Origin of the sequence: Akkermansia massiliensis (assembly GCF_018847375.1) — a bacterium.
Lineage (GTDB): Bacteria > Verrucomicrobiota > Verrucomicrobiia > Verrucomicrobiales > Akkermansiaceae > Akkermansia > Akkermansia massiliensis.
In genome coordinates this window covers 835,298-860,412 of sequence record NZ_CP072036.1, presented here as the reverse complement: position 1 = coordinate 860,412, position 25,115 = coordinate 835,298, and the positions used below count along the sequence as shown (strand labels likewise).

22 protein-coding genes are annotated in these 25,115 nt (G+C 55.5%); 4 read left to right on the top strand and 18 right to left on the bottom strand.

Features of this window, described 5'->3' with window-relative positions; genetic code table 11:
- Positions 1 to 17: 17 nt before the first annotated feature.
- Genes J5W70_RS03600 through J5W70_RS03580 form a run of 5 tightly spaced genes read right to left on the bottom strand, consistent with a single transcriptional unit; the run spans position 18 to position 6,045 of the window.
- Complete coding sequence (locus J5W70_RS03600) at positions 18 to 1,523, bottom strand: UDP-N-acetylmuramoyl-L-alanyl-D-glutamate--2,6-diaminopimelate ligase (protein WP_022397708.1); 1,506 nt, start codon at positions 1,521 to 1,523, stop codon at positions 18 to 20.
- A 7-nt stretch (positions 1,524 to 1,530) separates the two neighbouring features.
- Positions 1,531 to 3,630, bottom strand: coding sequence for a peptidoglycan D,D-transpeptidase FtsI family protein (locus J5W70_RS03595; RefSeq protein ID WP_022397707.1), 2,100 nt, complete (start codon positions 3,628 to 3,630; stop codon positions 1,531 to 1,533).
- Positions 3,631 to 3,646: 16 nt separating this feature from the next.
- Positions 3,647 to 3,991 (bottom strand): hypothetical protein, encoded by a 345-nt coding sequence (locus J5W70_RS03590; RefSeq protein ID WP_022397706.1) that lies wholly within the window; start codon positions 3,989 to 3,991, stop codon positions 3,647 to 3,649.
- A 23-nt stretch (positions 3,992 to 4,014) separates the two neighbouring features.
- On the bottom strand, positions 4,015 to 5,580 hold the full coding sequence (gene rsmH / locus J5W70_RS03585; protein WP_022397705.1) for a 16S rRNA (cytosine(1402)-N(4))-methyltransferase RsmH: 1,566 nt from the start codon (positions 5,578 to 5,580) through the stop codon (positions 4,015 to 4,017).
- A 9-nt stretch (positions 5,581 to 5,589) separates the two neighbouring features.
- Positions 5,590 to 6,045, bottom strand: a complete 456-nt coding sequence (locus tag J5W70_RS03580) for a division/cell wall cluster transcriptional repressor MraZ (protein WP_022397704.1) — start codon at positions 6,043 to 6,045, stop codon at positions 5,590 to 5,592.
- A 157-nt stretch (positions 6,046 to 6,202) separates the two neighbouring features.
- On the opposite strand from J5W70_RS03580, the gene J5W70_RS03575 reads away from it, so the two are divergent.
- Positions 6,203 to 6,982 (top strand): MBL fold metallo-hydrolase, encoded by a 780-nt coding sequence (locus tag J5W70_RS03575; RefSeq protein WP_022397703.1) that lies wholly within the window; start codon positions 6,203 to 6,205, stop codon positions 6,980 to 6,982.
- Between the two features lie 52 nt (positions 6,983 to 7,034).
- Positions 7,035 to 7,697: a trimeric intracellular cation channel family protein gene (locus tag J5W70_RS03570; protein WP_180971570.1), complete on the top strand. Its 663-nt coding sequence runs from the start codon at positions 7,035 to 7,037 to the stop codon at positions 7,695 to 7,697.
- A 6-nt stretch (positions 7,698 to 7,703) separates the two neighbouring features.
- Here J5W70_RS03570 and J5W70_RS03565 read toward each other — a convergent pair whose 3' ends face one another.
- The 9 genes from J5W70_RS03565 to J5W70_RS03525 all read right to left on the bottom strand — a co-directional run bounded on the left by J5W70_RS03565 (position 7,704) and on the right by J5W70_RS03525 (position 17,212).
- Positions 7,704 to 8,252 (bottom strand): HNH endonuclease, encoded by a 549-nt coding sequence (locus J5W70_RS03565; protein WP_022397701.1) that lies wholly within the window; start codon positions 8,250 to 8,252, stop codon positions 7,704 to 7,706.
- Between the two features lie 54 nt (positions 8,253 to 8,306).
- A complete protein-coding gene (gene mnmE / locus J5W70_RS03560) occupies positions 8,307 to 9,656 on the bottom strand; it encodes a tRNA uridine-5-carboxymethylaminomethyl(34) synthesis GTPase MnmE (protein ID WP_215832931.1) in 1,350 nt (449 codons plus the stop codon).
- Positions 9,653 to 10,726 (bottom strand): tRNA 2-thiouridine(34) synthase MnmA, encoded by a 1,074-nt coding sequence (mnmA, locus tag J5W70_RS03555; RefSeq protein WP_215832930.1) that lies wholly within the window; start codon positions 10,724 to 10,726, stop codon positions 9,653 to 9,655. The genes mnmE and mnmA overlap by 4 nt, the downstream gene beginning before the upstream one ends.
- A 219-nt stretch (positions 10,727 to 10,945) precedes the next feature.
- On the bottom strand, positions 10,946 to 11,773 hold the full coding sequence (locus tag J5W70_RS03550) for a hypothetical protein (RefSeq protein WP_215832929.1): 828 nt from the start codon (positions 11,771 to 11,773) through the stop codon (positions 10,946 to 10,948).
- Between the two features lie 18 nt (positions 11,774 to 11,791).
- Positions 11,792 to 12,781, bottom strand: coding sequence for a hypothetical protein (locus J5W70_RS03545; protein ID WP_022397697.1), 990 nt, complete (start codon positions 12,779 to 12,781; stop codon positions 11,792 to 11,794).
- 142 nt (positions 12,782 to 12,923) lie between these two features.
- Positions 12,924 to 13,838, bottom strand: a complete 915-nt coding sequence (miaA, locus tag J5W70_RS03540) for a tRNA (adenosine(37)-N6)-dimethylallyltransferase MiaA (protein WP_022397696.1) — start codon at positions 13,836 to 13,838, stop codon at positions 12,924 to 12,926.
- 7 nt (positions 13,839 to 13,845) lie between these two features.
- Complete coding sequence (locus J5W70_RS12885) at positions 13,846 to 14,448, bottom strand: acyltransferase (protein WP_022397695.1); 603 nt, start codon at positions 14,446 to 14,448, stop codon at positions 13,846 to 13,848.
- Positions 14,449 to 14,510: 62 nt separating this feature from the next.
- On the bottom strand, positions 14,511 to 15,680 hold the full coding sequence (locus J5W70_RS03530; RefSeq protein ID WP_022397694.1) for a glycosyltransferase family 4 protein: 1,170 nt from the start codon (positions 15,678 to 15,680) through the stop codon (positions 14,511 to 14,513).
- Positions 15,681 to 16,024: 344 nt separating this feature from the next.
- Complete coding sequence (locus J5W70_RS03525; protein ID WP_022397693.1) at positions 16,025 to 17,212, bottom strand: glycosyltransferase family 4 protein; 1,188 nt, start codon at positions 17,210 to 17,212, stop codon at positions 16,025 to 16,027.
- A gap of 270 nt (positions 17,213 to 17,482) precedes the next feature.
- On the opposite strand from J5W70_RS03525, the gene J5W70_RS03520 reads away from it, so the two are divergent.
- On the top strand, positions 17,483 to 19,042 hold the full coding sequence (locus tag J5W70_RS03520) for a lipopolysaccharide biosynthesis protein (RefSeq protein WP_022397692.1): 1,560 nt from the start codon (positions 17,483 to 17,485) through the stop codon (positions 19,040 to 19,042).
- A 79-nt stretch (positions 19,043 to 19,121) separates the two neighbouring features.
- Here J5W70_RS03520 and J5W70_RS03515 read toward each other — a convergent pair whose 3' ends face one another.
- The 3 genes from J5W70_RS03515 to J5W70_RS03505 all read right to left on the bottom strand — a co-directional run bounded on the left by J5W70_RS03515 (position 19,122) and on the right by J5W70_RS03505 (position 23,281).
- Complete coding sequence (locus J5W70_RS03515; RefSeq protein ID WP_215832928.1) at positions 19,122 to 20,426, bottom strand: hypothetical protein; 1,305 nt, start codon at positions 20,424 to 20,426, stop codon at positions 19,122 to 19,124.
- Positions 20,427 to 21,280: 854 nt separating this feature from the next.
- Positions 21,281 to 22,228 carry a glycosyltransferase family 8 protein gene (locus tag J5W70_RS03510; RefSeq protein WP_022397690.1) on the bottom strand — a complete coding sequence of 316 codons (948 nt, stop codon included), beginning with the start codon at positions 22,226 to 22,228 and terminating at the stop codon, positions 21,281 to 21,283.
- Positions 22,229 to 22,288: 60 nt separating this feature from the next.
- Entirely contained in the window at positions 22,289 to 23,281 is a 993-nt protein-coding gene (locus tag J5W70_RS03505; protein WP_102731604.1) for a glycosyltransferase family 2 protein, read from the bottom strand.
- Positions 23,282 to 23,703: 422 nt separating this feature from the next.
- Here J5W70_RS03505 and J5W70_RS03500 point away from each other — a divergent pair, with 422 nt between their 5' ends.
- Positions 23,704 to 24,756, top strand: a complete 1,053-nt coding sequence (locus J5W70_RS03500) for a glycosyltransferase family 2 protein (RefSeq protein WP_022397687.1) — start codon at positions 23,704 to 23,706, stop codon at positions 24,754 to 24,756.
- Between the two features lie 77 nt (positions 24,757 to 24,833).
- Here the strand turns inward: J5W70_RS03500 and J5W70_RS03495 are convergent, their stop codons facing one another.
- Positions 24,834 to 25,010, bottom strand: coding sequence for a hypothetical protein (locus tag J5W70_RS03495; RefSeq protein ID WP_180973000.1), 177 nt, complete (start codon positions 25,008 to 25,010; stop codon positions 24,834 to 24,836).
- Between the last annotated feature and the right edge of the window lie 105 nt (positions 25,011 to 25,115).

Genomic DNA, 25,115 nt, shown 5'->3' with positions numbered 1-25,115 from the left:
AAAGATGAAATGATGTGTTATGCCTGCGGGAACTCTTCCCTCTCCTTGATGAACATGTTGCGCCGCACTTCCTTGGCGTCGCTGAAATCGATGCGTCCGGTGGAAAGCTCCTGGTAATTTTCATGGCCCTTGCCCGCAATCAGGACGACGTCCCCCAGCCGGGCCTGTTCGATGGCCGTGGCGATGGCCCGGGCGCGGTCCGGAATGATGGCGTACCTGCCTTCCGGCATGCCCGCCGTAATCTGGCTGATGATGGAGAGGGGCTCCTCGCTCCTGGGGTTGTCGGAAGTGACGATGCAGGCGTCAGACAGGCGCGCGGCCACGGCGCCCATCAGCGGGCGCTTGCCCTTGTCCCGGTCACCGCCGCAGCCGAACACGGTAATCAGGCGGCGGGAGCAGATTTCCTTGAGCGTCCTGCAGACGTTTTCCAGGGCGTCCGGCGTGTGGGCGTAATCAATGAAGATCTGGGCGCCTCCGGGGTGGGTGAACAATTGCAGTCTGCCGGGAACCTGCGGAATGTTCTGGAGGTTCGCGATGGCGTCCCGTACCGGGATGCCGGCGCAGATGACGGCCGCCAGCGCGGCCAGGCTGTTGTACATATTGAATTTGCCGATCAGGGGCACGCGCACCAGGTAGCTTTTTCCCTTGTATTCCAGTTCGTATTCGCTGCCCTTGGCCGTGGCGTGGTGCACCAGCATGCGGAAATCCGCGCCCAGGGCGGAACCGTAGGTCTTGACGGCCATGCGGCCGGAGAACATTTCCGCCAGGCGGCGGCCGTAGGCGTCGTCAATGTTGATGACGGCCACGGGCTTGCGGCGGGCCCTGGTGTCCTGCGCCATCTGCTCGAACAACTTCGCCTTGGCCTGGAAATAATTCTCCATGGTGTGGTGGTAATCCAGGTGGTCCTGGGTCAGGTTGGTGAAAATGCCCACGTTAAAATTAATGCCGGCCACGCGTTCCTGGTCCAGCGCATGGGAGGATACCTCCATGGAAACGCCGCGGCAGCCGTTTTCAAACATCTCCTTCAGCAGGTGTTCCAGCTCCAGCGGGCCGGGCGTGGTGTGGGTGGAGGGGGTGATTTCCTCCCCGTTGTCATAGGCGATGGTCCCGATCAGCCCGGCGCGCAGCCAGGACTGCTTCAGCAGGGAATGGGCGATGTAGGCCGTCGTAGTTTTTCCGTTCGTCCCCGTCACGCCTATCATGGTCATGTGACGGGAGGGATGGCCGTTCCAGGCCGCGCCCATCAGGCTGACGGCCAGGCGGGAATCGTTCACCTCCACCCAGCTGACTCCGGCGTCCCTGGCTTCCTTCGTGCAGGGCATTTCCGCGACGACGGCGCAGGCTCCGCGGCGGATGGCTTCCGGAATGAACTCGTGGCCGTCCGCCTGGGTTCCCTTCAGGGCAATATAGCAGGAGCCGGGCAGAACACGGCGGCTGTCGCATTCCAGATGGGAGATTTTCACCTGGGGGGAGCCGGTGAGCGTATGGGCGGGAAGGTCTTTGAGCAAGGTAAGTAGCTTCATGATAGGATTATCTGCGCGGCGGTTTGGACGGGGAGGAAGAGGCTTGGGCGCGGGAGGCTTTTTTGTCCGCCTCCGCGGAAGGGGTATTCTTGGGAATGTTCATGGCCGCCGCCAGGCGGGTGGCCAGTTTCTGGAAGACCGGAGCGCATACGGTGCCGCCGCCGGGGTGGCAGTGCTTGGAGGTGGGGTCGTCAATGACGATGAGGCAGACGAAGGCCGGGTCCTCCACCGGGAGCATCCCTACAAAGGAGACGGTATAGCGGTTGTCAAAATAGCCGCCCGTGGGCTTCACCTTGTGGGCGGTGCCGGTCTTGCCCCCCACGTTGTAGCCTTCAATCCGCGCCCTTTTGGCGGTTCCGTCCAGGTCCGTGACGTGGAACAGGGCGTTCCGGAGGTTCCGGGCTGTTTTAACGCTCATGACCCGGCATACTTCCACGGGGGGGGAGGGCTGGAAATTCTTGTCGTCCACGTAAATGCCGTCCACCAGCCGGGGGCGCATGCGCACGCCGTCATTCGCGATGGCGGCGTAGGCCATGGCGACCTGCAAGGGGGAGACCATCAGGGAATAGCCGAAGCTGATGCGGGAGAAGTTGACGAAGTTGCTGCCGTCCTGGCACTGGCTGTTGGTTTCTCCCGGCAGGTCGATGCCCGTCTTGGAGGAAAAGCCGTACAGGTCAAAATACTTTTTATACGTGGGCCAGCCCGATTTCAGCGCAATGCGGAAGGCTCCCGGGTTGCTGGACTTTTTCAGCACGCCCGCCACGGTCAGGCCGCTGTAGAAACGGGGGGCGTCCGTGACGGGGCGGGAGCCGGGCACCATGTAGGGCGTGCAGTTGATCATGGTATCGAATGTGGCCTTTCCGCTGTCCACGGCGGATGTGACGGAAACGATTTTAAAGGTGGAGCCGGGTTCGTACAGGGACTGCACGGCGAAGTGGTAGGCGCCTTCCTGCAGGCCCTCGCGCGTATTTAGATTATAGTGGGGACGGCTGGCCATCGCCAGAATGCTGCCGGTCTTGGGCTCCACGACGATAATGCAGCCGCGGGGCTTGTGGGTCTGGTCCGTGTAAAAGGAAATGGCGGCGTCCAATTCCTCCTCCACGATCGTCTGGTACTCCATGTTCACGGTCAGGCGAACGTTCAGGCCGTCCACGGCGTCCTTGAAACGGGAATCCGCGGAGGGGATGATGCGGCCCCGGCTGTCCTTCCGGTACTCCCTGATGCCGTTGTGGCCCAGAAGCTGGTCGTCCAGCTGTTTTTCAAGGCCGGAAAGGGCCACGGGGCGCGGACCGCTGTCCTTCGTCTGGGCGATGTAGCCCAGAATGTGCACCATGCATTCCGGCACGGAATAAACGCGCTTGGAAGAAGTCTCAAACCGGAACCCCTGCACGCGGGCGTTCTGGATGGCCTGGCGCAGCAGTTCCGCTTTTTCCTCGGACAGGTTCTTGGCGATGACGATGCGCTTCTTGGGAATCTCCCCGTCCTTTTCCACCGTGTTGATGATGTCCTGCACGCTCATGTCCGGCAGGAAGGGGGCGATCACGCTGGCGGCGTATTCCAGATGGGCCTGCACGTATTTTTTCACCATCTCCGGCTCATAAAGCTCTTCCAGCTTCTTCCTGGCCATGTCCACCCCTTCCGGGCCGTCCTCAGGCTCTTCCAGTAGGATTTTCGCCAGATTGTGCTCCTTGCTGCCGTCCTTCTTGCTGGCCGCCTGTCCCAGGATTTTGCTGCGGAAACCGGAAACGAGCTTCTCTTTCTCCTTGTCCGTGGCGGCTTCCCCCCAGAAGGCGGAGTGGACGGCCTTGGAATAGGCAAGCGCCCAGCTGATGGTCTTGGGATCGTTCAGGTGGTAGCCGTCCGCAATCAGCTCGGAACTCTGCATGTTGTTGGTGAGGATCTCCTCATTGGCGTCCATGATGCGGCCGCGCTGGGGCAGGAGAACCTCCCGTTCAATAATGCCGCCGCTGGGGACTCCGCCCGTTTTCCGGGGGGAAACCAGTTGGAGGTTGACCAGCGTCAGCATCAGCCAGATGACCGCAGCGCCCGCCACGCCGCACAGGACGAGGCTTCTTCTGGCAAATCTGGACTTCGTGATCGTGGTCATGAACGGCTCGGCGCATTTAATTGCCTGCCGCGGCAATGCGGGAGGCGTTTTCGGAAGAAATGTATTCTACGGCTGAGGGCTCGATAGGCTGAAGGTTGGACTTGTCCTGGGCCAGCCTGTCGCGGATGGCCCAGCGGCTGGTCAGGGAGGAAGTCTTGGAACGGTAATATTCCTTCGTGAGTTCGCAGGAAGCGATCTCCTCGTTCATTTGCTTGATGTCGCGCGCGACCTGGATCTGGTCGTTTTTCAGCACGGCATAAGTGATGCCCGCCCCGCAGGTGAGGGAGGCGAAGGCAATGAGCCACATGATCATGCTCACGCTGATCTGGTGGCCGGTGAAACGCTGTTTGAATCTTTTCATGGCGGTGGCGAAGGAGAGATGGGTCAGATGATTTTTTCCACGCCGCGCAACTTGGCGCTGCGGGAACGGGGGTTGGTTGAAAGTTCTTCTTCTCCCGCAGTGACGGGCTTGCGGGAAAGCAGGCGGAAGCAGTAATCCGGGTTGGGGCGCGGAGCCGGCCATTCCGGACGGTCGATTTCCGGACGGCTCCGGAGGTCGAAGAACTGCTTGACCCTGCGGTCTTCCAGGCTGTGGAAGGTAATAACGGCCATGCGGCCCCCCTTGCCCAGCAGGCGCACGGAGGAATCCAGCAGCGCGTCCAGCGCGTCCAGCTCCCCGTTGACGGCGATTCTCAAAGCCTGGAACGTACGGGTGCCGGGATGCTGCCGCCCCTTGCGCGGAAGGACGGATTCCACCACGCGGGCGAGCTGGGCGGTGGTGGTGATGGGAGCCAGGGAACGCGCCTTTACGATGGCGCGGGCAATGGCACGGGAAGCCCGTTCCTCTCCGAACTGCCAGAGGATGTCCGCGATCTCTTCTTCCGGGGCCTCGTTCACCAGGTTGCGGGCGGAAAAGGCGGCGCGGGTGTCCATGCGCATGTCCAGCGGGCCGTCTTCCCGGAAGGAAAAGCCGCGGGAGGCGGTATCAAGCTGGTGGGAGGAAACGCCGAGGTCCGCCAGCAGGCCGTCCACCTGGGAAACGCCCTGCTGGGCGAGGATGCTTTCCACATCCTGGAAATTGCCGGCGAGCACCTTGAAACGGGAGCCGAAGCGGGCCAGCTTCAGCGTGGCGGCGCGGCGGGCGTCCGGATCGCGGTCAATGCCCCAGACGGTAGCGCCCTGTTCCAGAAGAAATTCCGTATGGCCGCCGCCGCCGAGCGTACAGTCCACGATCAGTTTGCCGGGGCCTGCCGCCAGCATGTCCACCGTCTCATGCAGCAGAACCGTAACATGGTTGAAACCGTTGCCGGAAACGGCTCCGTCCGTTTCCGCGTCAGCGGAGGCGGAAACGGCGTCATCCCCCAGTTCGGAAACCAGGGCGTCCACTTTGGCTCCGGCTTCCGGAGCTTTCAGGGCTTCCGTGTGGTACACGCCTTCCCAGTTCATGGAGGGGGCAAGCGCCTTCCAGGAACAGACCAGCTCGTCCACCCCCTTCTCCTCCGTCAACTCCGCAATCACGTGCACATGGTTGCGGCAGATGCTCCATGCCAGCACGCGGCAGGACGTTTCCGCCGCAAGGGCATTTGCCAGGGCCTGCGCCTCCTCCGTGCGGACATGCGTACCCGCGCCCGCGCGTAAAGAAAGCTCAACATGGCCGTCAAAAGCCCGGTTCAGGCTGGAGGACAATGCGCCCAATTTGCCATAAGCGCCCTTCTGTCCCGCCAGGGACATTTCCGCGGTGATGCGCGCTTTCTCCTGCTGCCAGGCGATCATGTCCTGCGCCGGAAGGGCGTCGTGCCCCCAGAAAACAATGGAATAAGCCGTAACCTCCGCATTCAGCCCGGTTCTGGCGCCGACGCCCAGGCCGGAAACAAGCCAGCCCGGGCGCAGCGCAAGCGTTGCGTAGGGATGGGCCTGATGCGTGGGCGGAATGGTAGGGTCTGGGGGCATGAAGGGAGATCAGAGAATGCCGTAGGATTGGTTGATATCGGAAATATTGGCGTTTTCACGCCGGGAGACTTCTTCATAGAGAGAAGGTTCCCATAATTCGAAATATCCTCTCCGCGCGGCGAGCCGGACGGAGGAACTGAGCTGTGCGTGTTCGCACATTTGTTTGGGTATCAGTAGTTTGCCCTGGGCGTTGATGATGGCCTCCACGCAGTTGGCATATAATCTGCCGATGAACAGGTCGATCTGCGCTTCCGTGTAGCCGGGCGTGGCTTCTATCTTGTCAATGAGTTGCTGGAATTTTTCCCGCGTATAGGCTTTAACGGTCGGCAATTCAAGGCGGCGGCCGGATAGCAGGAGCAGGGCGCAACCTTCGGTAGGCCTCCATTCAGCCGGAATCGCAATCCGGTTTTTGGGGTCCAGCTTGTGCGTGTATGCACCAAAAAGGTTGTCTGATACACTGCTCATCGCATGCAAGTACACTACGTAGTGACTTCAATACACTTTAATGCACCTGAAATGTCAACCCCGTACTGGAAAAAAGTATTTTTTCTTGTGTTCATGTCGTGAAAAAAAGCATTGATCCGCTCTTGCGCCGCTCCGGGACCGGTATTATATTCCGCGCATGATGCAGTTTTGCGTGTTGGGCAGCGGCAGCGGAGGAAATGCCACCATCGTCAAGGCGGGGGAAACCGTCCTGCTGGTGGATGCCGGGTTCAGCGCCGCCAGGCTGCGGGATAAAATGAAATCCGCCGGCGTGGAACCGGAGGAGCTGGACGCCATTCTGCTCACCCATGAACACACGGACCACATGAAGGGCGTGCATCAGTTCACCAGGAAATACACCGTGCGCGTCTATGCCACCCGCCATACGGCCATGTGCGTTCAGGAAAAGGCGCCGGAAGCCCCCTGGGCCTACTTTGAAAAAGGGCAGTCCTTTAAAATAGGGGATATCGTCATCACCCCCTTTGCCACCTACCATGACGCCGTGGACCCGGTGGGATTCAAGTTTGAAACGGAACGGTCCAGCCTGGGCTTCATTTCCGATACGGGGCAGGCCCCCGGCTGCGTGGCGGAACACCTCTCCATGGTGGACAGCCTGGTGGTGGAATCAAACTATGATCCGGACATGCTGGCGGCCACCCCCAAGCGGCCCTGGCCGTTGAAGCAGCGCATCGCCTCTACGCACGGGCACCTTTCCAATGAACAGGCCTGCGACCTGCTGAGGCGCATCGCCCATGACGCCCTGAAAAACGTAGTGCTGGCCCACCTGAGCGCAGAAAGCAATTCTCCGGAATTGGCAGAAAGCCTGATGCGTGCTACCCTGCATGACATGGGACTGGCTTCCACCTCCCTGTTCTGCGCCAGCCAGGACTCCTGCCTGCCGTGGATACGGGTCTGCTGAATCCGCCTCTTTCCTTCCTCCTGCCGCCATGTTCCTCTCCATCTGTGAAATCATGAGCACGATCATTGGAGCCCTGGCGGGATCCATTGCTTCTTCGCGCGTGAAAATGGACCTGTTCGGCGTGATTGTCTGCGGCACCCTGGCGGCCCTGGGCGGAGGGACCGTGCGCGACCTTCTGCTGGACATTCCGGTGTACTGGACGCTGCCCTCCGGGGAAATCTTTGTCCTGGCCGCCGTCGTCACCAGCCTGGGAACCTTTTACGTGGCCCAGAAATACCCGCCGCCCATGGGCACCATCCGCGTGGCGGACGCCATCGTTCTGGCCCTCTTCGGCATGATCGGTACGGAAAAATCCTACCTCCACGGCTATACGCCCACCGTTTCCGTGATGATGGGCATCTGCACCGGCGTGGCGGGCGGCCTGCTGCGCGACGTGCTCACCGGAAACGTTCCCTACGTGTTTCGTCCCGGGGAACTGTACGCCACCGCGGCCCTCCTGGGAGGCGTGGCGTACGCGGTGCTTTACTACTTCGGGATCGACTCCTCCACCTGCTTCGTGACGGGCTTCGTGGTCACGCTCTCCGTGCGCCTGGCGGCCATCCGCTGGAACTGGAACCTGCCTTCCTACATTCCCCTGTTCTCCCCGGAGGCAGAACCGGAAGCCATGGAGGAAGAGGAAAAGGAGATTCTTTCCGGGAAACCCGGCGGACGGTAATCCGCGCTACTTGTGGAAGCACCCTTCCATGCAATAGACGGAAAGCTTCTCCACCGTCCCGTCCCGCTCGCAGCAGGAGCGCATGTTGCAGTGCGGGCACAATTCCCGTACATTTGCTACGTCCAGGGTTCCCCGTTTTTCGTGAAGGGAATAAAGGTACTTCAGGTATTTCCCCTCCGCGATGCGGTGGTGGCTGTCCTTTTCCTTCAGCCCCTTCCATTCGTACAGGCGTTTCCCGCCCTTGGAGGAATTGCAGGACTTGCATACCCTGACAACGTTATCCATGATATCTTCTCCCCCGCAGTCGCGGGGCAGGATATGCTCCGTGGTCAAATTCTTTTTTTCGCCGCAATAAATGCATTCTCCGGGATGTTCCATTTCCCTGACCCATTCGCGAACGGAGGAAGACCAATGTATGGTCCCTGCGCAAAGCTCCTTCCACTTGCTCATAATCATGCCGTAATTGGCCTTTCCGAAGCCGGAAGAAGAGGCAATGATTTTGGCATATTGGTAATAAATGATCTGGCGGACGGATTTGACGGCGGGAGGAGGCATGATGAGGATATAAAAGCTACTTGTTGAATGATGCTGTCCGGATTTTCCGGAGCTTTACTTGCCCAGGCAGAAGGAGGAAAAAATGGCGCCCAGCACGTCCTCCGTATCCACGGCTCCGGTGATTTCCCCCAGATGCGTCAGGGCTTCCCTCAGTTCCAGAGCCGTGAATTCCGGGCTCTCCTGCCGGGAGATGGATTCAGAAGCCAGCCGGACATGCTCCAGGCACAGGCTCAGTTCATGCTGGTGCCGGGCGTTGATGGCTACCAGGGAGCTGCCCGTTTCACCGGTCAGGGAAGAGGCAAAGGCCTGGATAATGGCTTCTTCCAATTCCTTTCTGCCTTCTCCGGTGGCGCAGGAAAAACGGATGCCGGGAACGGCCTCCCAGTCCGGGTGGATTCCCAGGTCGCACTTGTTCAGAATCAGCAGCCGGGGCGCGGTACGGGCGGCCGTGGGGAAAGCCTCTGTCCAGGGCGCGGAGGCGTCCGCCACTTCCAGAACCAGGTCCGCGGATTCCAGCGCCTTGTTGGTGCGGGTGATGCCGGCCTGTTCAATCACATCGGAAGATTCCCGGACGCCTGCCGTGTCAATCAGCCGCAGGGCCAGCCCGGCAAGCTGGATGGATTCCTCCACCGTGTCCCGCGTGGTTCCGGCGATATTGCTGACAATGGCCCGGTCATACCCCAGCAGGGTATTCAGCAGGCTGGACTTTCCGACGTTGGGCGGTCCGGCAATCGCAGTGCGGATTCCTTCCCGCAGCAGGCGGCCGCCCTCGGCGGTCCGCAGCAGCCCGGAAAGCTTTTCCTCCATGCTCCGGAGCCGCGCCAGCAAACCGGAAGCGGTGTCCGGGGAAATATCTTCATCCGGAAAATCGATATAGGCCTCAATATGGGCCAGGACGTGAACCAGGCTGTCCTTCAGTTCGTCCACCTGGGAGCCGATGCCCCCGTCCAGCTGGCTTTGCGCGGCCTTCAGGGCCAAGTCGCTTCCGGCGGAAATCACGTCCATCACGGCCTCAGCCTGGGTCAGGTCCATGCGTCCGTTCAGGAAGGCCCTCTTCGTGAACTCTCCCGGTTCCGCCGGGGAGGCTCCGCACTGGTAAAGGCGTTTCAGCAGGCGGTCCGTCACCAGCATGCCGCCATGGCAGGAGACTTCCACGGTATCTTCCCCCGTATAACTGGCCGGAGCCGGAAACCAGGTGATGAGCGCCTGGTCAATGGCGGCTCCCTCTGCGTCCAGAATGCGGGCCAGCGTTGCCCGGCGCGGCTGGAGGCGTTTCGTGAAGGCCGCGGGGGTGCATTGTTTCAGGACGGCCATGCAGCCGGGGCCGCTCATGCGGATGACGGCAATGGCTCCCTGTCCTGCGGCGGTGGCCTGCGCGGCGATGGTGCGTTCCGGGTCAATCATGGTTCTATGGATTCAAAAAAACCGCCCCCGAGCAACTTGCCTTCGTCGTAAAAGGCGCAGACCTGTCCCACGGCCAGCGCCCGGAGGGGCGTGTCAAAGCTCAGGCGCACCTTCCCTTCTTCCAGATATTCGCAGGAGGCCCATTCCGCCTTGGCGCGGTAGCGGGGCTGCGCCATCACGCGGGAGGGCAGGGGCGCCAGCATATTGGAAATGCCGCCAACCACCGCATGGGCCGCATACAGTCCCTGCGTGGACGCGTCTTCATACCCCAGGATCAAACGGTTGCGTTTGACGTCCTTTCCCACCACCACGTAGGCGATTCCTTCCCGCGGGGAGGCGACGCCGTGGCCTTTCCTCTGGCCCATGGTGAACAGGTGCAGGCCGTTGTGGGAGCCAAGCGTCTTCCCCTCCGTATCCACGATTTTGCCGGGCTTGTCCGGCAGGTAGTGGCGCAGGAAGTCGCTCATCTTCACCTGGCCGATGAAGCAGATGCCCTGGCTGTCCTTCTTGCGCGCCGTGGGAAGGCCGTATTTGTCCGCCAGCACGCGGACCTCCGGCTTCAGCAGGTCCCCCAGGGGGAACACGGCGCGGGCTGTCTGGTCCGGACGCATCAGGGACAGGAAGTAGGACTGGTCCTTGTTAGGGTCCCGCCCGCGCAAGATGAAGGAGCCCTGCGGCGTATCCAGCCTGCGGGCGTAGTGGCCGGTGGCTACGGAGTCAAACCCCTGCTCCAGGGCGTAATCCAGAAAGACGCCGAACTTCATTTCCCGGTTGCACAGCACGTCCGGATTGGGCGTGTATCCGGCGCGGTAGCCTTCAATCAGGTAATTCACGATGCGGGCGCGGTATTCGTCCACCAGGTCGATGACCCGGAATTCAATGCCGATTTTTTTGGCGACGGCCAGCGCGTCCTGAATATCCTGTTCCCACGGGCATTCGCCGGGAATGCCCTCGTCATTCACCCAGTTTTTCATGTAGGCTCCCACCACGTCATGCCCTTGCTCCACGAGCAGGGCTGCTGCCACGGAGCTGTCCACCCCGCCGGATAAGCCTACAAGAATACGTGCCACGATGTTGAAAAAGATATGGGTGTGATAGGGAACCTGCGTTTGGGAAGTCTTTCCCGCCTGCCCCTGTAAATCAAAGATGCCCCCGCAAGCCAAGACAAAAAGCGGGGAAGACGATTATTCGGACGTAACCTGGGAAAACAAGGGGATGCCTTACAGTCTTTTTATGCAGGAAAGGGTTTGCACTAGTGACGCTTTTGTTGTCCGGATTTGGATGCCGCTTTAATTTTTCTGTTTGGGCAATCCCTTGTAAAGGTAGGCCGCTTTCGGCACCCGGCCGACGGTTCTGTCCAGCAGGGCCGGAATGTCCTTGTCCCTGTATCCGGCCAGCCGCAGGTATTTTTTGACCTCCTGGGCCTTGGTCGGGAAGCAGGTCATCAGTTCCCTGATAAATCCGCGTTCTTTGCTTTTGATGGCGAATTGAGCGTTGTTGCTTCTCGAACTCAGCGCGCTTGTCTTGTTGAACAGCTTGGTATCGTTTCCTTCGGACATTCCGGAGGCATGGTCGATGAGCATGTGGGCAAAGATTTCCGTAGCTTCAAAAGCATAATCTACCTGGCTGTGGAATTGTTTGATGATCAGAGCTTTTGCGGATAAATAAAATCGAAGAGCCTCTTCCCTGCCTGGGAGGCTGCTATTCTTGTTCGTTAGCGCAAGGAAAGGGATACTGTTCGTGAAAAACTCTTTTGCGTGGTGATCTACGCTAGTGTAGGTAGCAAGCCATTCGACATTTTCGTAATCGTTGAGGTCGATGAACGGGGCCTTGGCAATCAGGTAGCACAGGAAAAGCCCCTCCGTCAATTCCTGAGGGGTGACGTCTTTTTTCCGGTAGCGGTTGGCTTCTTTCAATATTTTATCCGCCCCCTGGTAGAACGGAATGATCTGGCCACTGTCCAGCAGTTTCTTGAGCCGCAGGAGTTCCGGGTTTTGCTTGTTCAGATTCCTGATGGCGGAAGGAAGGGGGAGCTGATCCTGCTCCGGAGAGGCTGCACAGGGAAAAGACAGTGAGTAAAGGACGAATAACAGAAGGAGTGGATAAGATTTATTCATGATGCTGCAATCAGGAGGTTATGGATTGGCGGTAGAGTCGGCATGCAGGGCATTGCCTGCTGTGTTGCGCGTGACGGTGCATCCGAATTTGGTGATGCTTACCTTGATATTTTTCAAGCCCCTGGTGGGGGAGTCTTTATTGGTTTCCCTTTCATCTTCGTACTCAAAACTGAAATCCTGGGAATACGTGTCATTGCCAACCTTGCAGCAGTCCTTGCCGTCGGCGTGTACGTACCACCCGCAGGTCCATGAAAAGGAATCGGGAAGTTTCATGTCCTGCAAGTGCTGCAAGCGAATATCCTTCTCCTTGTCCCATCTCCAGCCGATGTTGTCATGATGGTAGGCATTCAGGGCATTGGGCCACATCAACTGTTTTCCCGGGGTATGTACCGGTTTGAATCCTTCCGGGTCTTCTGCCCGTTCCATGATGGGAACATTGCTGAAACTGACCGCCAAGGGAAGAAAAGTCACGACAAGCTTGGAGGAAGCTCCCGGTCTGTCTTTCTCCTTGTCCCGGGGATGTTTTTCCACCCGTTTCCCGGAATGTTCCGCTTTAATGTCAGAGGGAACGAGAATGCTGAAAACGGAGGGTTCTCTTTCCGGCAGTTCTTCATCAAGGCTGGTTTTGACTCGAACCTTCAGGTTAGTATCCTGGGTAAGATTTCTGCTGATGGTCAGCGTAGCTTGATTAATATCGTCATTTGATTTCTCAATGCTGGCCGCATTCTCCGGCTCCAGGGACCATTCAAGGGAATCCGGGTCTACGTCCCTAACTCTCTTGCCGTTCAGGGCCAAGGTGACCACTTCTCCAATACCGACTTTGGTACGTTTCCTGTCCTCGTCCTGGTCTCCCTGGTCGATGAGGCATTGGGGAGAGACGGCTTTCGTTTCCGATTCGATGTACAGGGAGCGGTCATCCGTGGCGGGAATATCTTCCGCATGCGCAAGCGCTGCCAGGGCGTGCAGAAAAATGCCGGTAGAAGAAAGGCGGAAAGAGGGGAAATTCATGCCAGGGTGCGAGCTGAGGAGAGTTATGCTCATGATAGTCTTCCGCCCCTTTTAATGTCAATGCATCCAAAAATATGTTAGATACAGTTTGCCGGGGGAAGAAACGGGCGGTTTTCCGGATGTTTACCGTCCTAGGAGGGGGCTAATGCTCCAGCTCCCGTATGATGCATTTCGCCAGCTCCCGGGGGGAGGCGGAGGGGGCAGCCGGAAGTTCCCGGAGCCATTGCTCCCGTTTCAACCAGGTACGCTGGCGTTTGGCGTATTGCCGGGTGGCGAGCGCCAGTTTCGCCTGGCAGGTTTCACGGGTGATTTCCCCGCGCAGCAGGCTGCGTATCAACGCCAGGCCAAGGGTGCGTTCCGCCGTGGCGGAGCAGGGGCCCAGGGCGGCTGCTTCTTCCACGGCCCCCTCCTGCATCATGCGTGCGGCGCGGAGGGCGATTCTCCCGTCCAGTTCCGGAACTTCCCTGGTGATGACCCAGCCGGGCCCCAGGGGCGGCTTCAGCCAGTTCCGCTTCCAGAAGGAAAGGGGTTTTCCTCCGGCAAGGACGATTTCCAGGTTGCGTTCCACATACCGCCGGTTGGAAGAGTTGGTCAGGGCTGCGCCTTCCGGGTCCAGGGACGCCAGCCTGGCGTACAATTCTTCCGTGGAACAGTCCGCAAAAGTGGCGCGGAGGGCGGCATCCCCCGGCGGCGCTTCCGACATGCCGTGGGAGAGGAATTTGAAGTACAATCCGGAGCCGCCGGTGACGATGGCCGTTTTTCCGCGGGCATGGATATCCTTCACGCACCGCATGGCGCGGTGGTAGTGTTCCGTGGCGTCCCAGGGCATCCGGGCCGGAATGATGGATACCATGTGGTGGGGAACGCGTGCCCGGTCTTCCGGAGAGGGAGCCGCCGTTAGAATGGGAAGCTCACGGTACACCTGGTAGGCGTCCGAACCGACGATTTCCGCACCCAGCATTTCCGCCAGTTCCACGGCCACGGCGGATTTTCCCGACCCGGTGGGTCCGGCAAGGAACAGAGTAGCGGGAAGGCCTGTAGTAGAAATGCCGGGCATGGCGCAGTCAGGATTTTTCCGGATGCCTGAGGCGTTCGGGCAGCGGCTTGTTTTCTGCGGGATTGCCGATGGCGAGACAGCCGGAAGGCACATCCCTGGTGACGACGGCTCCGGCGGCTACCACGGCTCCGGAACCGATGGTGACGCCTTTCAGGATAATGGCCCTGGCTCCGATGAAACAGCCTTCTCCGATGTGAATGGGCTTGCCGTGCCCGGGATTTCCCCACGTGCTGCCCCAGCTGGCGCCGCTCCGGGGATAGTGCATGTCGTTGTCCAGAATCAGCGTGTCTGCGCCTATCAGTGTATGGCGCCCGATGTGGATGCCGTTGACGCAAACCAGGGTGGCTCCGCTGATGCCGCAGCCGTCCTCCACGGTGATACGGGCTTCATTGGAAAGGGCCGCCAGGCAGGCATGGTGGGAAAGGACCGGATTCATCCGCGTCATGGAGTGGATGGTGACGCCGTTGCCGATGGTGATGCAAGCTCCCGGAAATTTTTTAATCCGGGGCAGTCCGGACAGGATGACGCCCGTTCCGGTACGCACTCCCCGGAGCTTGAGCAGCAGGCAGCCTATCTTTGAAAGGAACTGAATAATGAGCTTTTTTATCATGGGAAGAAAGGCGAAAACAGGTTTTCTTTGGAAGCTCCGGAGGTAAAAGAAAAACCTGCCTGTCAGGAAGCCGTGTCTTTTTTCTCTTTCATCTCCAGCAGCGAGCCATAGACGTCCATAAAGTCTTGGGAAGTAGTTTGAATACTGAGCTTCCTTTTTATTTCCTCTATTCCGTATTTTCCCATGGCAATGGATTTATCCAGGGATTCCGTCACGGCAAGGACGGCTTGGCGAATGGCTTCGCTGTCTTTGACTGGGAGGATGTATCCCGATTTGCCGTCTTCGACGTATTGTTTGCTTCCGGCATTGACCGTAGTGATAACCGGTAATTCCATACAGCGGGCTTCCTTGACAATGGTGGGTCCTGTATCGGCCAGAGTTGGAAGTAACAAGCACCAGGCCGTTTCCATCTGCTGCCTGAGTTGCATCCTGGATAGTTCCCCAAGCCAATGGATATTGGGAGGGCATCCGGAATTTAGCTTGGTGCGTAGTTTCCCGTTTCCTGCAATATAAAGGTCTATATGCGCCAGGGAGGGATCTTTAAAGGCTTCAATCAGAAAGGGAAGACCTTTACGTTCGTTCAGTGATCCTGCGAACAGGCAGGATGGCCGTGTACTGGGAGCGCGTTTCTTTTCCTGGAACTCGGACTCAATGCCGTAGTCGATAAGATGGATGGAGGCTGCCGGGTTGAGTTTCCGGACACATTCCGCAGCCCATGGTGATTCACATGTAATATGCTGGTATGCCGGAGTTGTTCGTTTTTCCCAGAATGCTTGAAGGTGCGCCAGAAAGGGCATTTTACTTTCCCGGCAATAGGCATGCAGGGCCCCCTGGTATGATAATAATCGGGAATACGGCTGGTTCATGCATGCCTTGGCATATGGAAATTCAATGCCCCATGCATGGACCAGGGCTGGTTTCAGGGAATGGAGAAGAAGGCGTATTCTTTTAGAGGCAAGAAAATGCCCGCTTAAAAGTCCCAGAGCCAAACTTGGATCAGGCAGAATGTGAATGGTCTGGCCTTTCAGTTGCCGGACGGTATGGGCCTTTACATATTTTTTGAGAGTAATCCAATGAATTTCATAGCGTTTTTGATGAGCCAGATCGCAGAAAAAAGCATAAATCCATGGAATCAAGGTGTGGTCTTGATCTTGAAACTCTTCAGGAAGCAAGCGTCCCAAAGGCATGTTTGCCAAAATGGCGATAACAGGAAGAGATGACCGATTTTCCATATAAAAACAGCAAGGACTATTAATAACGCGGACGAATTGAAAAGTCCAGAAAATGCGCAAGTATGATGATGAGCGCCTTGGCTGCGAGCAAGATGAAAAAAAGATTGTGTCTGTTTTCTATCTGGAATCCCTTTTTTAAACTGATACAATGATGGTCTTTCTTTAAAACGGGAGACTTGGTCTCCGCAATCTCCTATTGAAAAATTTTAACGCGAAAATTCTCATAACTGAGAAACTTGGCTGGTCCGGAAAATGCAATGATGAAAATGGCGAGAAGGCGTTTTACCGTGGGATAACGTTCGTGAGGAAAATAGCCGGGGCCGAATTCATCCCATGGAATCAACTCAGTCCTTCTGCTTTGGGGTACGGGAGGAGGCAATGGAGCTGAGCAGGTCTTCCCATTGTTGATATACGACTGATGGGTCATACTGTTCCTGCCATTGCCGCAGCCCCTCGTGCCCTCGGCGCTCCCGGAATTTTTCGTCCGTCAGAGTCCCCACGGTTTTTTCCAATGTGGCGGAGGATGTTTTTTTCAGGATGATGCCTCCCTTCAGGGTGGAAACGGCTCCCACATCGGGAGCAAACCATGGGGTGCCGCACGACATGGCCTCCAGAATGCAAAGCGGCTGCTGCTCCTGATAGGAGTAAAGGAAAACGGCGGCGCTCTCCATAATGGCGGCTTCCACCTCCGGACGGGGAAGATTGTAAAGAATCCTGAATCTGGGATCGTCCCCAATAGCCTGCTCCATTTGCTCAGCGTAGGAATTGCGTTGCGGAACAAGGAAAAGGAAAACGATGTTGTCCAGCTTGGTTTGCTTTACATGGCGAATAAACAGAAGCTGCCGCTTCGTGTTGCAGGCGCTGGCGGGGCACGTGAAAACGGGAGCGTGGGACAATCCGTATTTTTCCCGGAAGAAAGGAACGGCTTGTTTCAGCGCCGGAAACGTGTTGGGAATGCAGACGTAACGGGAAAGATTCAGTTTGGAGCAGTAGTAATAATCGAACCCTTTGAAGGGCGTTCCATAGGAGTCAAGGAAAACAAGGCGGTTTAACGGGGATTCCCGGTGTACGTTCAGAATGCCCCTGCGTATTTGGAAAAAGGAGGAGAGCCATTTTTTCATGCCGAAAAAAGGAGGGTAGTCCACGCGGAAATAGGAACGGAGGTTGGTGGGCATGCCGTGGGAACGCAGAAAAAAGGGAAGGCGCTTTTCCCGTGCGCATGCCAGCAATTCCTTCCGGCACCAGCCCGACCAGGAATGGTAAACGATAAAATCCGGCTGGATATCTTTTAAAAAAGCGTCCAGGTACTCCTTCAAGCGTTTGGTGTCGTCCGTCAGGGAATCCGGCAGGGCCGTGATGGGGCAGCATCTTGTGCGGGAAGGATCCTCCGGCAAATCCTGCTGGCGGGTGAGGACGTGAATGTCCCAGCCTCTGGAGCCCAGGCTGTGCGCCATTTCATAGGCCGCCATACTCACGCCTCCTTCCCCGGGAGGGAAGGCATAGGCGGCAATCAGAATCCTTCCTTTGCTCACGGGCGGTAATATAGATGGAAGAGGGAAATAAAACAAGAATGCTTTATGGAACAATGTTGGATAACTGGTATGGATCAGGTTGTGGCTTATGGATAAAAAGATGTTGATGCAGTGGAATGTTGTGCTAGATTAATGCCGCTTTTCATGGCCGTATGACTGGCAGAATATCCTGTTTGTATTTTACCAGCCGGATAAATGAAACCGGGTATGAATGATTTCTGTATTTTTTGTTTTCTCGTGAAGAGAGGATAAGTCCATGGAATAAATGGTATGAAGGAGTCTCGCGTAAAAAAAAGCCTGTTGAATGCCCGGGTGAACCTCATTTTTTATGTTCTGATTCTCATCATTTCATTTTTTTCAAGAAAAGTTTTCCTGAATTGCCTGGGCGCTGATTTCGTCGGTTTGACGGGAACTTTAATGAATCTGCTGAATTTTCTTAATTTGGCGGAGCTTGGCATAAGCACGGCTATCGGATATGTGCTTTATAAACCTATTTTTGAACATGATGAGGCCAGAATTAATGAAATTATTTCTGTTCTGGGTTACATGTACCGGTGGATAGGGCGCATCATTATTGCCGCCGGATTGCTGCTTTCCTGTTTTCTGCCGCTGATCTTCCCTTCAACGGGATTTTCCTATGGAATCATCTATTTTGCTTATTATTCTTTTCTCGCCTCTTCCCTGATTGGGTACTTCGCCAACTACAGGCAGACTCTCCTGGGGGCGGACCAGAGGAATTACGTGGTGGCCTTCTATTTCCAGACGGCCTCCATAATCAAAATTTTATGCCAGATATTATCTGCGTGGTATACGGGCAGCTATTATCTATGGATAATGATAGAACTGCTGTTCGGCATTATTTATTCCTTCATCCTTAACTGGAAAATTAATCAGGTATATCCCTGGTTGAAAAGCAATGTGGCTCTGGGAAAGGAACTGTTCAGGAAATACCCTGAGGTTATTAAATATACCAGGCAGCTCTTTGTACATCGGCTGGGTTATTTTTTCCAGTTCCAGGTCACGCCGTTTCTGGTTTATGCATTTGTTTCCCTGCAGATGGTCGCCTACTATGGCAACTATTCCACCATCATGGATAAACTGTTCCTCCTGGTCAACAACCTGCTGGGCAGCACGGAAGCCAGCGTGGGAAATCTGATCGCGGAGGGGAATGCGGAAAAAATCCGCAAGGTATTCAATGAATTATTTTCCCTGCGCATGCTGATAGCCGGGACAATCTGCTTTACCCTTTACCAGCTTCTGGAGCCATTCATCACGCTTTGGCTGGGAGCGGGCTACATCCTCCCCCGGGAAATCATGATCCTGATCATCATCAACCTGTTCATCACTGTCACGCGGGGTGCAGTGGATCAATTTTTATACGGCTACGGCCTGTTCTGGGATGTCTGGGCGCCCATTGTAGAAAGCGTGATCAACATTTCCGTAGCAATTATCGGAGGTTACCTATGGGGATTGCCCGGCATTCTTCTGGGGGGTATTTCCAGCCTGGTGCTTATTGTTGGCATTTGGAAACCCTTCATGCTGTACACTTGGGGATTCAGAAAGAACGTGATGAATTACTGGCTCCAATTCGGTTACCAGCTGGCGCTGATTCTGATACCTATGGTGCTGATGAACTGGATTTGGAAATATTCCCCCTTGCAACCCTCCGGGTCTTTCCTGAACTGGTTTGCCTGCGCCTTCCTGATGGTTGTTTCCTATGGCGTCATAACGATTCTTTTAATGTATTGCTGTACGAAAGGCATGCGTGGCATGGTACATCGTGGACTGGCAATAGCGGGGACGCGGCTGCTCTGGAAGAGGAAAAAGTAAGCGTTCCCTATGGGGCATTATAATGATTTTTTACTTCCTTGGCAGGAAAAATAAGTGCAACTCTTTTTTATTCATATATTCAGGGTAACTGGTTGATTTCCACGACAGCGGTCTGGGCATAGTGGTGGCCGACAAAAACCCACACTTGCCGGGGTTGCCCGGTCGTGTTGGGGGCAAGCGTCAGGGTGATTTGGCCGCCGCTGGCTGGTATCTGCTCCGCGGATTGGCTGCACCATACGGCGGCGGGGTCATGCCCGCACATCGTGTCGTTAATGGCGTACACAGCCTCCGCCAGCGTGGAGGATACCGTCAGCGTTACTTCACCGCCTTCCGCTCCCACCTCCAGCGCGGAAGCCGTCACCTCCGGCACGGGCTTGATCGCCACTCCGTCCATGACCACCTTCCCCAGGATATCCCTGGCCGCCGTGCTGCCGGGCAGGCTGCCCGTGTTCACCCGCATTCCGGCCATTCTCAACCCTGTCTCCTGCGCGCTGGCCACTTCATGGGCTTTGACTGTTGCTGACAATACAGCCGTATGGCCGCCGCCGCAGAACCGCGCTGTCATGGGCATGACGTATTGCCCGTCGACGAACAACTCCCACCTGTTTTCAACGTAGGGATGGTCTGCCGCATGCCGGGGCGCCATTGCTACGGCAAGATAGGTGGCGTTTGGGACCAGCGCCCACACATACCGGGCTTCCCCGTTGCCGCGCCCGTAATCCGTGCCGCGAATCAAGCAGGATGCAGAACTGCCCAGGTAAGACTTGCCGTATAAAGTCGCCTGCCAGGCGGGCGTCATATCATAACCGTTGTAATTATTAACGGAATTGAGCAGAGGAAACCTGTAATCCTGCCCTGTCCCGGCATGGTCATAATTGCACCAGTGAATGGGATGCGCATAGCATGGCGAGGACGGGTTTGTGGTGCATCCATAGCCATGTGTGGTGCTTCCCAGCATGATGGACGCCTTGTCCGCCCCCGTAATGCACCATGCCGCCGCCGCCGCAAAACTGGAATCTTTGTAGGTTCCCAGTGAATGAGCAAATTTCCAGGGCTTGGTGCCCACCCCCAGCAAGGAAATGCCGGAGGCGGGAGTCATTCTAATGACATGGTCATATAGTTCATTTTCAATGATGCCTTCCTTGACGGATGCATTGGCGCTGGAATACTTGTAAATGCTGAGGGATTGCATGCGCGCCAGCAATGCCACCCATGACGGAACGGCGGCATAGGAGGCGCTGCGCACCAGGAGCCATTCCCGTCTGGCCTGCTCTTCGAGCATGGAGTCCCAGGACAGGGCCTCCTGGGCCGTGGCAGGCAGCGGCACGCGAACGCCTCCGTTGGCGTTGACGGTGCCGGCAAAGGTTCCGGACTCCGCCATCATATTTTTTAAAATGGCATCCTCTCCGGGTTGAACGCCGTCCTGGACAAACAATCTCGGGACGGGCGTTTTAAAAATCTGTATGACAAAAGCGTTTTCATCGGATATTTCTACCGCATCCGTCGGAGCCACAAAACCGTATTGGCCCGCTTTTCCTGCTTCCAGAACAAGCATGAGATCCACGCTGGAACTTAAAACGGCATGTACTGTACAAGCTTTTGTACAAGTCATTACATAGGAACTTCCTTTGATAGTGTCAACTTTCATGAATAAACTAATTTTTAAAATACTCCCTACTTGCCGATACGGTCATCAGGTATAAAACGTTGACGCATTCTTGCACACGCTTTGCTGGCCTGCTTTGAATGCGTGTACTGCCAGAACTGGTTGGCGGAAATAGTCACCGTGGAACCCGGTCGTGGAAAACTAATGGAGGCATCCGTAAAATGATCTTTTTGGACAAGCCGGAAAATCACTATACCGGAATCTGGGCGTGAAAAGGGCTTCCATGAAAAACCCTTTGTACGCAAAGCTAAAAATCAAAAGGAAAAAATGGGCTTATTCTGCTTTCGTAATAACGTTTATGTGCGGGAAAGACAGGCAAATTCTGAAGCTGTGGCTTCGGATCATCATCAGCCGCGGAATGAAAAAGACATGAGCTTCGTGCATTTGAAGCATTTGCAGCCATGGAAATCCCGAGTGGACAATTTCCTGACTCGGGGAAATACCAAGGAAAAAAGGAATACGGATGGTATCCCGAAAAAAAATGGCTGATATTGGCGTTCCTTAATAAAAAAGCGCTCTGTAAATCGGTTGCTTCCTGGTCATCGGGAAAGGCAGGAAAAGCTGGCGCAATCCTACTGGTGTTTGCCCTGCAAAAGCCGTTTGCCCTTCCCCAGGAGGCATCTCATTCGGGAAACAAACATTCGGGCAGAATCATTTTGCTTTCGGAAATCCCGGATCTTATCTTTCCACGGAGATTTTTTCCAATACTTGTAGAACAGCCCGTTATCCTGACGCAGGCTATTGGGCTGCCAGGGCTTGGGATGCCCCCAGTAATGAATGATGCCGGGACTGGTGGCGGCTTCCAACAAATCCTTCGGCTCTAGGGGATTATTCTCGAAGCTTTTTATTCCTTCCCAGCGGATCGACCAAATGGCGCCGTCGCAGATGTTCCACATGGGATGGAGCAAGAAAATACGTTCTTGATAACATGCGTTCAAAATATCCTGATCCTGCCAGGAGAGATGATGGATGTTGCTTTTCGCATAAGATAAAACTTGGGCTTCAAACCGTTCTTCACGAATTTTCTTAACATGATAAAGAACAACGCCTGCATTGATGTAAATGGAATCCCTGCCCAGATTCATTTCCCGTTTCCAACGTGAGAAAAACTCCTCAGTCAAATGTTCCGTAGTGAAAACGCCGGCGATGAGGCAATCCCCGAACTCGGTTTCATACATGGAACTGATATCCCGGTTGAAAATGGTATCAATATCTACATACAGGGCGCGTTCCACCGTGGCGGGAAGTTCCCCTGCGAGGCCAAGACGGTAATACGTCGCTGCCGACCACTTGGAACCAACGGGAAAATCCTTGTATTTATCCTTCATGTCAATGAAGTGTAAACTCAGGCGGTAAGACCGTTGCAGAGAATTTAAACGAGCCGTATTATCCTCGTTCAAACCGTCTGTCATGATGTAAATATCGGCATGAACGTCGGCTGGTAAATTCTCCATGAGGGAAACGATGCTTACCCCCGTTCCCAGCGCTCCCTTATCGTCTGTAGCGTATACGATGTTCATGGTAAAGGTCCGGCATGGACTATGGCAGGTGAAGAAATGGAGCTGCGTTTCCCATCCGCGTTACTGGTTTCTATTGAGAAACAACATGGATCTTCCCATTCTTTCCAGGCGGTCCAGCCAGACGCATAAGGAAACGGTTCTATTCATGAGCGCAGTAAATGATTGTTCCATTCCTTCCTTTGCAAAACATGCCTTCGCATAGGCGTCAAAATAGGTCCGGTTCAGGTAGGGATGCGTCACCTTCCTGATTCTGCCCAGCAAGGAGGTCCTTTCCTCTTCGTCAAGAGCCAGCAACCTGTTGGAATGCAATTCCCTGATGATCAGGAAATGAACGGCGAACTGCCATGTGGGTTTTTTCATGGCTTCAAGTTCATTCAGCAAGGGCGCAAGGAGCGTATGAATGGAGACATGCCGGTAATTCACATCATGCATGGCGGATGATGCCCTTTGCCGGTAAATTGAGGTGACGGTTCCTCCCAGCCCGATCAGGGCTGTCTGCCTCATGCACCGCGTCCAGTACAGGCCGTCTTCTCCATAGGACATATTTTCCTCCCAGGACGGAAGTTGAAATGCAAGAGATGAACTCAGGATAACATTGCTTGGGTGCATGAATAGCAATCCCCTTAACCCCAATTTCCGAATGAATACAGGATGGGATGGGGGACGTGGCGCTATGTTGGCCAACTCGTCCAGGATGTGACGGTTGGAATAAACCAATATCTCAGGATGAAGATTGAAAAAATTAGCCGCCAGCGCCAAATGTTCTGGGTACCAGTAATCGTCCCCGTCCAGAAAAGCGATATAAAGGCCTTGGGCTTTCTTCATTCCTGCATTTCGTGCTCGCGAAACGCCGCCGTTGCGCTGGGAAATAAGATGAATTCTTTGGTCGTGAAAAGATTGGATGATAGAAACGGTTCCGTCTGTAGAACCATCGTCAACGATAATAATTTCAAAATCCTGAAATATTTGAGCCAGTACCGACTGAATGGTAGCAGCAATATATTTTTCCAGGTTATAGGCTGGAATAATAACGCTGAAAAATGGCTTCTGCATTTAGGAAGGAGATGGAACGCTTTTGGAGCTGGACGGGAATCCGGATGTGGAGGAAAGACTTCGCGCTGATTCTGGAGTAATAACAATCGGTAAATGGAGGAGGGAAAAAATCCCTCGTGACGCCTTCATTGTTAATCAACGCATTGATGGACCAAATCATAGCGGATTAAGAATCCGTGATTAATCAACGCCGCCATAAAAGATGCGCATGATAGGGAACATCAGGATGATAGGAGAATCTTTTTAATCCCTGTTATCCCCGTCATCCTTATATTCCCCATTACCCCTAACAAACTTTTTCCCAGATTTTTCCGTTGACGCCGGATTCTTAATCCGGTACAAACGTGACGCCTTATCTATAAGTACTGTGGATCATAGTCCATCTCGGGATTCACATTTCCTTTTCCGTGCCGCTTTTCTTCATGAATCCTCCGGAACTCCCCTCCATCAGCATTATTCTGACCGGGCATAATGAGGAATATTGCATTGGAGATGCCATCCGGAGCGTATTCGGGCAGGATTACGAGGGGCCGGTAGAAATCATCCTGTCTGATGACGGTTCATCCGACGGTACCTTTGCAGTCATGCAGGAAATGGCGGCGGAGTACCGGGGACCGCACCGTGTGGTATTGAACCGGAATGAAACCCCTCTGGGGCGCGGGCCGCATATACGGCAGGCCGTGGAGCTGGCCACCCATGAATGGATTCTCCGTCAGGACGGAGATGACTGTTCCTTCCCCTGGAGGTGCAGGATTTTTGCCGGAGTGGTGACGGAGCATCCGGATGCCGTGGCTGTCGTCAGCCAGATGACCCGCGTGTATGAGGAAGCCGGCGTTATGTTCGAATTCCCGGCGTTTCCTGCTGTTCCGGAAGAGGCCCCGGTGATCAGGCTTCAAGAGGGGACTTTCTCCTCCACTGCCCATTACGGAGGCAGTATGATGATCAGGAAAAGCGCCTGCCAATGGGGGCGCTCCCTGCCGATGACGGACAATTTTGAAGATGACCTGATGGGATTTCATGTGTGGCTGCAAGGCAGCATCTATGAATTGCCGGATGTCTCCCTGTACTATTACAGGTTTGCCGTCAAAAATATTTGTGCCGTCAACAGTGCAGCGCGGTTTGCCAGCATGAAAACGGCTGCGGCCTTTGAAAAAAGGGATCGGCTGATGCGGCGCCAGTTGAAGAAAAGCAAGGAAGCCGGCCTGGAACTGTGTAAGGACTTGTTGAAGGGCCGCACTCCGGTTTTCCGTTCGCGGGAAGAATTGCTTGCCGAAATGGAGGAGAGAAGAAAGGCGATACGCTGCATTGATCAACAGCAGAACTGGTGGAACTATTCCTTCCGCCGAAGGTGGGCGCTAAGGAAGCCGGGATGGATGGGCATCGTCCATTGCTTGCCGCAAAAGCTGTATCTGCTCTGCATGGTCTTCTTTTTCAAGCTCAGGAAAGTGAAAAGAGCCGTTTGCGGAGCGCGGTAGGGGGTGCCTGAAGACCCCGGATGGAAAGGGCCCGCCAGGGCAGGGAAAAGCTCTTGGATAAAACCTCCGTGAAGTGTTCATGGAACCATGTTCTGCATGGCTGCTTCCTCTGCTGCATGGGGAATAGCGTGTGCAGGTTTGAGTGCGTGGAATGGGAAAAAGGGAATGAATGCGTATTCATGCGCGAAAAAGAAGAAGGGGAAATCTTGATACCGGTCATTTGGCAGATAGGGACGCAGGGGGATGAACTGCATGCAGGGAAGGGCGATGCATAATCTTTGTCGATAGGTGAAAGCCTCCGGGAAGCGTCTTTTCAAACCGAAGGGATTGATCGGAGGGATGTAGGGAAAAAATGAAGG

Excerpts from the sequence above, each read along its gene's own strand:
- J5W70_RS03600 (WP_022397708.1), bottom strand. The coding sequence starts at position 1,523 with ATGAAGCTACTTACCTTGCTCAAAGACCTTCCCGCCCATACGCTCACC.
- J5W70_RS03595 (WP_022397707.1), bottom strand. The coding sequence starts at position 3,630 with ATGACCACGATCACGAAGTCCAGATTTGCCAGAAGAAGCCTCGTCCTG.
- J5W70_RS03590 (WP_022397706.1), bottom strand. The coding sequence starts at position 3,991 with ATGAAAAGATTCAAACAGCGTTTCACCGGCCACCAGATCAGCGTGAGC.
- rsmH (WP_022397705.1), bottom strand. The coding sequence starts at position 5,580 with ATGCCCCCAGACCCTACCATTCCGCCCACGCATCAGGCCCATCCCTAC.
- J5W70_RS03580 (WP_022397704.1), bottom strand. The coding sequence starts at position 6,045 with ATGAGCAGTGTATCAGACAACCTTTTTGGTGCATACACGCACAAGCTG.
- J5W70_RS03575 (WP_022397703.1), top strand. The coding sequence starts at position 6,203 with ATGATGCAGTTTTGCGTGTTGGGCAGCGGCAGCGGAGGAAATGCCACC.
- J5W70_RS03570 (WP_180971570.1), top strand. The coding sequence starts at position 7,035 with ATGAGCACGATCATTGGAGCCCTGGCGGGATCCATTGCTTCTTCGCGC.
- J5W70_RS03565 (WP_022397701.1), bottom strand. The coding sequence starts at position 8,252 with ATGCCTCCTCCCGCCGTCAAATCCGTCCGCCAGATCATTTATTACCAA.
- mnmE (WP_215832931.1), bottom strand. The coding sequence starts at position 9,656 with ATGATTGACCCGGAACGCACCATCGCCGCGCAGGCCACCGCCGCAGGA.
- J5W70_RS03550 (WP_215832929.1), bottom strand. The coding sequence starts at position 11,773 with ATGAATAAATCTTATCCACTCCTTCTGTTATTCGTCCTTTACTCACTG.
- J5W70_RS03545 (WP_022397697.1), bottom strand. The coding sequence starts at position 12,781 with ATGAATTTCCCCTCTTTCCGCCTTTCTTCTACCGGCATTTTTCTGCAC.
- miaA (WP_022397696.1), bottom strand. The coding sequence starts at position 13,838 with ATGCCCGGCATTTCTACTACAGGCCTTCCCGCTACTCTGTTCCTTGCC.
- J5W70_RS12885 (WP_022397695.1), bottom strand. The coding sequence starts at position 14,448 with ATGATAAAAAAGCTCATTATTCAGTTCCTTTCAAAGATAGGCTGCCTG.
- J5W70_RS03530 (WP_022397694.1), bottom strand. The coding sequence starts at position 15,680 with ATGGAAAATCGGTCATCTCTTCCTGTTATCGCCATTTTGGCAAACATG.
- J5W70_RS03520 (WP_022397692.1), top strand. The coding sequence starts at position 17,483 with ATGAAGGAGTCTCGCGTAAAAAAAAGCCTGTTGAATGCCCGGGTGAAC.
- J5W70_RS03515 (WP_215832928.1), bottom strand. The coding sequence starts at position 20,426 with ATGATGGCGGAGTCCGGAACCTTTGCCGGCACCGTCAACGCCAACGGA.
- J5W70_RS03510 (WP_022397690.1), bottom strand. The coding sequence starts at position 22,228 with ATGAACATCGTATACGCTACAGACGATAAGGGAGCGCTGGGAACGGGG.
- J5W70_RS03505 (WP_102731604.1), bottom strand. The coding sequence starts at position 23,281 with ATGCAGAAGCCATTTTTCAGCGTTATTATTCCAGCCTATAACCTGGAA.
- J5W70_RS03500 (WP_022397687.1), top strand. The coding sequence starts at position 23,704 with ATGAATCCTCCGGAACTCCCCTCCATCAGCATTATTCTGACCGGGCAT.
- J5W70_RS03495 (WP_180973000.1), bottom strand. The coding sequence starts at position 25,010 with ATGCAGTTCATCCCCCTGCGTCCCTATCTGCCAAATGACCGGTATCAA.